This is a genomic window from Armatimonadota bacterium (assembly GCA_031081675.1).
In the GTDB taxonomy this organism is placed as follows: domain Bacteria; phylum Sysuimicrobiota; class Sysuimicrobiia; order Sysuimicrobiales; family Kaftiobacteriaceae; genus Calidihabitans; species Calidihabitans tengchongensis.
The window spans coordinates 1-6,743 of record JAVHLZ010000044.1 but is presented as its reverse complement, the minus strand read 5'-3'; the positions used below and the strand labels follow the sequence as shown (position 1 = coordinate 6,743).

General features: G+C 73.0%; 11 protein-coding genes. 3 read left to right on the top strand and 8 right to left on the bottom strand.

Annotated features, from left to right (window positions below):
• Window positions 1-89: 89 nt before the first annotated feature.
• The 3 genes from RB150_11305 to RB150_11295 form a co-directional block, all read right to left on the bottom strand.
• Window positions 90-296, bottom strand: a complete 207-nt coding sequence (locus tag RB150_11305) for a cold-shock protein (protein ID MDQ7821120.1) — start codon at window positions 294-296, stop codon at window positions 90-92.
• Between the two features lie 167 nt (window positions 297-463).
• Complete coding sequence (locus tag RB150_11300) at window positions 464-964, bottom strand: S-layer homology domain-containing protein (GenBank protein MDQ7821119.1); 501 nt, start codon at window positions 962-964, stop codon at window positions 464-466.
• 30 nt (window positions 965-994) lie between these two features.
• Complete coding sequence (locus RB150_11295; protein MDQ7821118.1) at window positions 995-1,204, bottom strand: hypothetical protein; 210 nt, start codon at window positions 1,202-1,204, stop codon at window positions 995-997.
• A gap of 174 nt (window positions 1,205-1,378) precedes the next feature.
• Here RB150_11295 and RB150_11290 point away from each other — a divergent pair, with 174 nt between their 5' ends.
• Together RB150_11290 and RB150_11285 are read left to right on the top strand one after the other, a co-directional pair.
• Entirely contained in the window at window positions 1,379-1,549 is a 171-nt protein-coding gene (locus tag RB150_11290; protein ID MDQ7821117.1) for a hypothetical protein, read from the top strand.
• Between the two features lie 120 nt (window positions 1,550-1,669).
• On the top strand, window positions 1,670-2,023 hold the full coding sequence (locus RB150_11285) for an SPW repeat protein (protein MDQ7821116.1): 354 nt from the start codon (window positions 1,670-1,672) through the stop codon (window positions 2,021-2,023).
• Window positions 2,024-2,249: 226 nt separating this feature from the next.
• Here the strand turns inward: RB150_11285 and RB150_11280 are convergent, their stop codons facing one another.
• Together RB150_11280 and RB150_11275 are read right to left on the bottom strand one after the other, a co-directional pair.
• On the bottom strand, window positions 2,250-2,765 hold the full coding sequence (locus RB150_11280) for a DoxX family protein (GenBank protein MDQ7821115.1): 516 nt from the start codon (window positions 2,763-2,765) through the stop codon (window positions 2,250-2,252).
• Between the two features lie 114 nt (window positions 2,766-2,879).
• Window positions 2,880-3,323, bottom strand: coding sequence for an Hsp20/alpha crystallin family protein (locus RB150_11275; protein MDQ7821114.1), 444 nt, complete (start codon window positions 3,321-3,323; stop codon window positions 2,880-2,882).
• 201 nt (window positions 3,324-3,524) lie between these two features.
• Here RB150_11275 and RB150_11270 point away from each other — a divergent pair, with 201 nt between their 5' ends.
• On the top strand, window positions 3,525-4,694 hold the full coding sequence (locus tag RB150_11270) for a VLRF1 family aeRF1-type release factor (protein MDQ7821113.1): 1,170 nt from the start codon (window positions 3,525-3,527) through the stop codon (window positions 4,692-4,694).
• A 13-nt stretch (window positions 4,695-4,707) separates the two neighbouring features.
• Here the strand turns inward: RB150_11270 and RB150_11265 are convergent, their stop codons facing one another.
• From RB150_11265 to RB150_11255, 3 genes are read right to left on the bottom strand one after another with little or no spacing between them, the layout of a single operon-like run.
• The gene (locus RB150_11265; GenBank protein MDQ7821112.1) at window positions 4,708-4,911 is read right to left on the bottom strand and encodes a hypothetical protein; all 204 of its coding nucleotides are present in this window, start codon (window positions 4,909-4,911) and stop codon (window positions 4,708-4,710) included.
• A 37-nt stretch (window positions 4,912-4,948) separates the two neighbouring features.
• Window positions 4,949-6,385 (bottom strand): RsmB/NOP family class I SAM-dependent RNA methyltransferase, encoded by a 1,437-nt coding sequence (locus tag RB150_11260; GenBank protein MDQ7821111.1) that lies wholly within the window; start codon window positions 6,383-6,385, stop codon window positions 4,949-4,951.
• Window positions 6,386-6,439: 54 nt separating this feature from the next.
• Window positions 6,440-6,685 (bottom strand): hypothetical protein, encoded by a 246-nt coding sequence (locus RB150_11255; GenBank protein MDQ7821110.1) that lies wholly within the window; start codon window positions 6,683-6,685, stop codon window positions 6,440-6,442.
• Between the last annotated feature and the right edge of the window lie 58 nt (window positions 6,686-6,743).

Sequence of the window (6,743 nt, the reverse complement as noted above, 5' to 3'; positions counted from 1 at the left end):
CCCGGAGCGCAGACCAGCCGCTCCGGAAGAACCACTGGGCGGAAACCGCGGGAGCCCTCCCGCCCCGCCATCGGGCGGGAGGGGCAGGATCAGCCGATGACGCGGACCTTCGTGGCCTGCGGTCCCTTCTGCCCCTGGACGGGTTCGTACTCCACCTTCTGCCCTTCGGTGAGCGTGCGGTACCCGGTGCCCTCAATCCCGGTGTAGTGCACGAACAGATCCCGGCCGCCGTCGTCGGGCGTGATGAACCCGTAGCCCTTCTCGGCGTTGAACCACTTCACCGTTCCTGTAGCCATCGACTGCACCCCTGCCCTTCGTTCTGAACTGTCCGGCAGCCTGCGCCGGACGCCGATCCGCCACAGCATTCCCCATCCCCGCCCGCCACTCCTGCCAGGCGGACCCACCCCCCGCCGGCGCGGCCCCGCCCACGGGGCCGTGGGGACCAAGGATGAGCGAATGTGAACTACCGTCCGAAGACCTCCGGCTGGGCACCGGCCAGTGTCGCGAAGTCCACCCTCCACCGGCCGGCGGCGTCCCGCACCGCGGCCCCCGTTGCCGTGGTCCGGCGCGCGGTGCCGTCCACCACCACGTCCGCCGTCCACCGGATCACGGCCCGGTCTGCCTGCACGCGGACCTCCAGGCCGCTCAGGACGACATTCCGCAGCCGGCTGCGCAGCAGAGGCTGCGGCCAGCCCGGGGGGAGGTTGACCAGGAACGCCTCGGCCCAGGCCGGTGCCAGGGGATGGGTGGGATGGCGGAAGGCGTCGTAGACCTGAATGAGGGCGTTGGCCACCAGCTCCCTGTCCGACGCCGGGTAGCCCTCGAAGATCCCCGCCGCCGCCCCCCGCTGGACGGCATCGAACGCCCAGTGCCAGGGAGGCACGTCCACAAACGCCGACGGCACCTGGGCCCCCGCCACCCCGCCCAGGGCCAGAACCACTCCGACTGCCGCAACGACTCGCACGGATGTCGCCTCCCTGCGCCCGGCCGCGGCTCAGTCGTCCAGTCCCAGGCGCCCCTCGGTGTATCCGGCCACCACGCACTGGCCGGCCGGGACCCAGCGCAGGCGGCCCTCGTCGCTGGCCACCAGCAGGCGGATGTCGCCCCCGGACGAGTCGATGGCGTACACGTCCCGGGGCCGGGAGTGGTCGAAACGATCCACCCCGATCACCCGCACCCGCATGGCCCGCCCTGCCCAGATCATCGTTCGCCCCCCCCCGCGCCTAGTGCCCCGCAGGTGCGCCCGCGGCCCGCCGCCCTCCGCCGGGGCGTCCGGGAAGGCTGTTCGCTCCCCCCGGCGCGGTCCTCCTTCCACCCCTTGAGGCGGCTGCAACCCCCATGCTATACTCCGGCCCAAGCATGTCGGGCGGAGGGTATCATGATCGTGGTGCCACTGAGGATTGTGTGTATCTTCGCCGCCGTCCTGCCCCTCACGGTACTCTCTCTGCGCGCCCTCCGGGTCTCCGCCCGCGATGAGCTGGTTGCCGGCATCTTCCTCACCGCCGCCTACGCCCTGCTGGCTTCCGGGCTTGCCGCCGCCATCCCGTAGGACCACCACGTCCCGCGCGAACACCCGTACCTCTTGACCTTGCTGGAAATCCGGCACATTGTGAATACGGAGGGCCAGAGCCGGCCCGTCCCCCGGCGAGACGAAAGGAGGTGAGGTCACATGGTGTGGGCGAACGTGGTGAACGCAGTCGTCGGGCTGTGGTTCATCCTGGCACCGTTCGTCCTGCGGTTCTCTGATCGCACCACGCCGATGTGGCTGAGCATCCTCGGCGGTGCTATCCTCCTGATCCTCGCCGGCTGGGCGGCCCTCAGCGAGTCGGCCCGCCGCCAGACCTGGATCCAGTACGTCAACGGCCTGGTCGGCATCTGGTTCATTGCCTTCCCCTACGTCTACAAGCTGGGGGAGGTGGCCCACGTCACCTGGACCTCGGTCGTGGGCGGGCTGATCGCGCTGGTCCTGAGCGCCTGGCTGGCATTCAGCGTGCTGCCCAAGGAGGCACGCGCCAAGTCCTAGGCACGATCCGCGGGGCGGCCGGCTCTGGCCCCGTCCCCCCACTGTGTTTTCCCCCGGGCGCACAGGGCGTGGTCGCGCGGGAGACCCTCGCACGTCACACCACACCCACAGCAGCGTGCCGGTGCCGAAGGGTCCCGCACGGACGTGACGGCGTGAAAAAAACGACCGGCGCCAGCCAGGCGTGGCGCCGTCGGGGGGACGACACGGCACCTGAGAAGGGCCCCTTTTACGCCGCCTGGCCGGCAGCCGGCCGGAGAGCCCGCGTCGCGACCGGCGTCCCCACGCCGACCACGAGCCCTGCGGCCAGACCGGCGAGGACCAGCGGCACCGCCGGCAGGGACAGGCCCCACACGGCGTCCACCGAGCACCGACCCGCTCCGGTCAGGGCCAGGGCCATGGCCACCGCCATGTTCACCAGCGCGTGCTCAGCGCCTCCGGCCTGCACCCACAGGCCGTGATCCCAGTGCACCCGCACGATGGCGGTGGCCATGACGGCGGTCAACAGCGCCCCTGCCACAGGGGTCGCCGCTCCCAGGGCGAGCAGCAGACCACCCAGGGTCTCTGCCGCCCCCGCCACCGCCGCCCACAGGCGTCCGGGCCGCAACCCGACGGACTCCATCCACCGGCCCGTTCCGGCGAGCCCGTGCCCGCCGAACCAGCCCGCCAGCTTCTGGAGCCCGTGGCCGACGAACAGGAGGCCGGTCACGCCGCGGAGGACCACCAGACCCGCATCCGCGAGCATGGTCCACCACCTCCTTTCGTCAGTGTCGCCCAGCCGAGTGCCCGGGCCTGGTCCGGGGCGTCCGGGAGTGCGCCGGCCGGGGCCGCCGCCGCACTCCCGAGATCCTGCTCCCGGTCAGGCCCGGACCATCTCGACCTCGACCGGAATCTTCTTGGGCAAGGCCTCCTGGCTCACCGGAATGGTGATCTCCAGGATCCCGTCGTGCCACCGGGCCCTGATCCCTTCGTCCCGCAGGCCCTCGGGCAGCGTCAGGCTCCGCTCGAAGGGGCCGTACTCAATCTCCCCGAAGATCCGGTCGTCGGCCGGCACCTCCGGCGCAGGCCGCGTCCCCTTGATGGTCAGGGTGCGCCCCGCCAGGGAGATGTCCACGCTCTTCGGGTCCACCCCCGCGAGCTCCGCCCGGACGACCAGCTGCCCGTCCTTGTAGTAGGCCTCGCAGGCCGGACGGAACCCGGTGGTCTCGGCGGTCTCGCCCGAGAAGACCCGATCGAACAGGTTCATCAGGTCCCGCTGGAGCTCAAACAGCTCCTCGAACGGGCCCATCCGCCGAGCCAGCATGGTGTCCACCTCCCTTCTCACCCTGATGTCGGGCCCGCCCCGCCCCGCCGGGCGGGCACACCGTCATCCGTCACCGATATGTAGCCCGGCCCGCCCGGACTTGTCAAGGGGTTTGCCTTGACAGATCTCACGGCTGCCCGCCTCTGTCTACAATGGTACTGGGGTCTTGTATGTGAGCGCGCCTCCGGGGAGGGATTGTGGATGGTCGAACCTCACCTTGTGGACGCGCTGATGTCCCTGGACCGTGACGATGTCCTGTCGGTATCCCTGGACACCGATCCGACCCGCCCCGAGCACCAGGGTCCGTCACCCGCGTTCCGCATCTGGGCGCGCACCGAACTCCGCCGGCTCATCGACACGCTGCCCGCTTCCCACCGGCGCACCGTCGCCGATCTGGCCGGGCGGGTCCTGGACCGCCTGCGCCGCCGGATCCCCGGCCGGGGAATCGCCATCTTCGCCACCGACGGCTTCTGGCAGGAACATGTGCTGCCGGTCCCGGTGCCTTCACGGGTGCGGTTCGGACGTCCCGACCTGATGCCCCTGCTGTGGGCGATTGACGAGTATGAACCCTACGCCATCCTGGCCGTGGACCGCGAACACGCGCGGGTCGTGCTCGCCCACCTGGGGCGGGCCACCGTAGTCGAGAACACCGCCCTGCACCTGGATACCCGCGACTGGCGGTTCAAGAACGGCCGGCCCCCCACCTTCGCCCGGCGGATGGGCGCGGCCGCCAGCCGGGGCGTGCAGAGGGATGCGTTCGACGCGCGGCAGGAGGAATGGGTACGCCGGTTCTGGCGCGGGGTGGCCGAGTCCGCCGCCGACTTCCTGCGCTCCCGGCGCATCGAGCGGCTGATCCTCGGCGGCCCGGAGGAGGCGGCCCACGCCGTGCGGGACCTCCTGCCCGAGTGGGCGCGGGAGCGGGTGGTGGCGCTGGTCCCGCTGCCCTCCCGCGCCTCCGAGGCGGAGATCGCGGCCCGGACCCTGCCCGTGGCCGAACACCATGAACGGCAGCTGGAGCAGGCTCTGGTGCAGGACGTACTGGAACGCGTCCGGGCCGAGGGCAACGCGGTGGTGGGCCGCGCCGCGACGCTGCAGGCGCTCCAGCAGGGTCTGGTCCAGACGCTGGTCGCCGACGTGGGGCTGGCGGGGCCGGTGGGGCAGTGCAGGCGGTGCGGCCACGTCCGGGCGGTGGAGGGAGATCGCTGCCCGGTGTGCGGCGGTCCGGTGGAGGGTCAGGACATCGCGCAGCTCCTCCCCGCCCTCACCCGGCGCGCCGGCGCCCGCCTGGAACTCGTCACGGGACCGGCGGCGGAGCTCTTGCGCCCCCACGAAGGCATCGGCGCCCTGCTGAGGTTCGACCCGACGGCGTGACCGCACCCGGGTGTCACGCGCCGCGGGAGGGCGCCGGCCCCGGCGGGGCGGACGAGCCCCGCCGCGTCCGCGTCCCATAGGTCTCCTCGGCGCACACCCGGGAGCAGAAAGGGTCGCCGTGGCGCACCGCCAGCGGCGGCAGCGGGCGTCCGCACCTCTGGCAGACCTGGCGGCCGCGGCCGGTCCGGTCCGGGCGGGCCGACGATGTCGTGGTCATGACGCATCCCCCGCCGCACGCGCTGCCGGCTCCGCGGTCAGCCGCGGGCGGTCAGCTCCAGCGCCTCCCGCAGCTGGGCGGCCCGGTCGGCGGCCAGCAGGTGGGTGAGGCGCCCACCCCGGACGTGGCCCACACCGAGGACCGCGTCGTCCAGGGCGAGGGCGACAAGCCCGTCCGAGGCGTCGACCCGCATCCCCTGGCCGGCGAGCAGACGGATCCATCCGGCTGGGTCGAGCGCCAGCCTTCGGGATCGGATCCGGTCGCCCAGATGCTGGGCCAGCCAGCTGGTGGGACGGTATCCGTCCCGCCCCCAGGCGGCAAAGGCCCGCAGGCCGCACCCGACCAGCCTGCCGGGCCACCGGGGCCGGGCCAGCGCCGCCGGCCACGCCCGGCAGCGGTGCATCCAGATGGTACGCGACGCGACCAGGAATTCCTGGTCCGCCAGGACCGCGGGGTCCACCTGGAACTGGTCGCAGAGGGCCGCCACCGCCCGCTCGACGCGGCGCTGCGCCTCCTGGGGATCCAGCGGGGTCCCCGGAAACACCCGGGGCGGCGGGGCGGGCGGCGCGCCGCTGTCCTTCCCCTTCCGGAGGGCCACCACGAACAGCCCGCCCGAATCCAGGTGATGCGGGTACACCCGCACCGCGTGCCGCAGCCGGGCGTCGAACACCGCATCCCCGAAGGCTGTCACGCCGGAGGCGTGCGGCACGGGCAGGTCCAGGGATTCCACCTCCAGGTCCGGAACCTCCCGCAGGATCCGGTCCACCACCGCCTCGTTTTCCTCCGGGGCGAAGGTGCAGGTGGCGTAGACCACCAGGCCTCCCGGCCGCACCACGGCCAGGGCGCGGCGCAGCAGCGCCGCCTGGAGGGAGGCCAGCCGCATCCGCGCAGCCCGCCCGGGATCCCGGTGGACGCGCGGATCATCCCGCAGGTTTCCTTCGGCGGTGCACGGCGCGTCCACCAGGGCCGCGTCGCAGACCGCCTCGGGCGGCATCCGGCGGGCATCGGCCTGCGCCATCAGGACGTTGAGGCAGCCCAGGCGCTGCACGTTGGCCACCAGCGCCCGCACCCGCGCCTCGCTGAGGTCGACCGCCGCCACGGTGGCCTCCGGCAGCAGGTCGGCCAGATGGGTGGTCTTGCCGCCGGGCGCCGCGCACAGGTCGGCGACCAGGGCCGGCCGGTCGCGGGCCACCGCCAGCGCCGGCAGCGCCATCACCGCTTCCTGGATGTAGAACAGGCCCAGCCAGTGCTCGACGGTCTTGGAGATGGGACAGGGCTCGCTGTCGACCCGCAGGACGGCGGGCAGCCCCTCCACCGGGTGCAGGCGGAATCCGCGGGCTTCCAGGCGCGCCGCCAGCGCCGCCGGAGTGATGCGGGTGGTCTGCACCCGGATGGTGCGCGGCTGAGGCCGGCCCGCGGCGGCCCAGAACGCCTCCCAGTTGTCGATGATCGGTCGGTAGCGCTCCCAGAGCATGCCTCTCCCACCATACCGGGAGGGGGCCGCCCCGGGAAGGCTGCCGGGACGCCGTCAGGCGGTGCGCCGCAGGGACGACGGAGAGGCGACGGCCGGCACCACCACCGCCACCTGGTCGGCGCGGTACATGCGCTCCACCCGCCCGGCCCCGTCTGCCAGCGCCACGGTGACCACCCCGTAGGGCTCGACGACGCGGACGACCGACGCCTCAGGCCGGCCGGGCTCGACGAGCACCTGGACGCGCAGGCCCGGAGCCAGGGGCAGGCCGTGATGGTCCGGGAGAAACGGCTGTGCGGGCATGAACGTATCCTCCCTCGCTCGGGCAGGGTCGGAGACTTCAGGGGTATCCTGCCCGCCC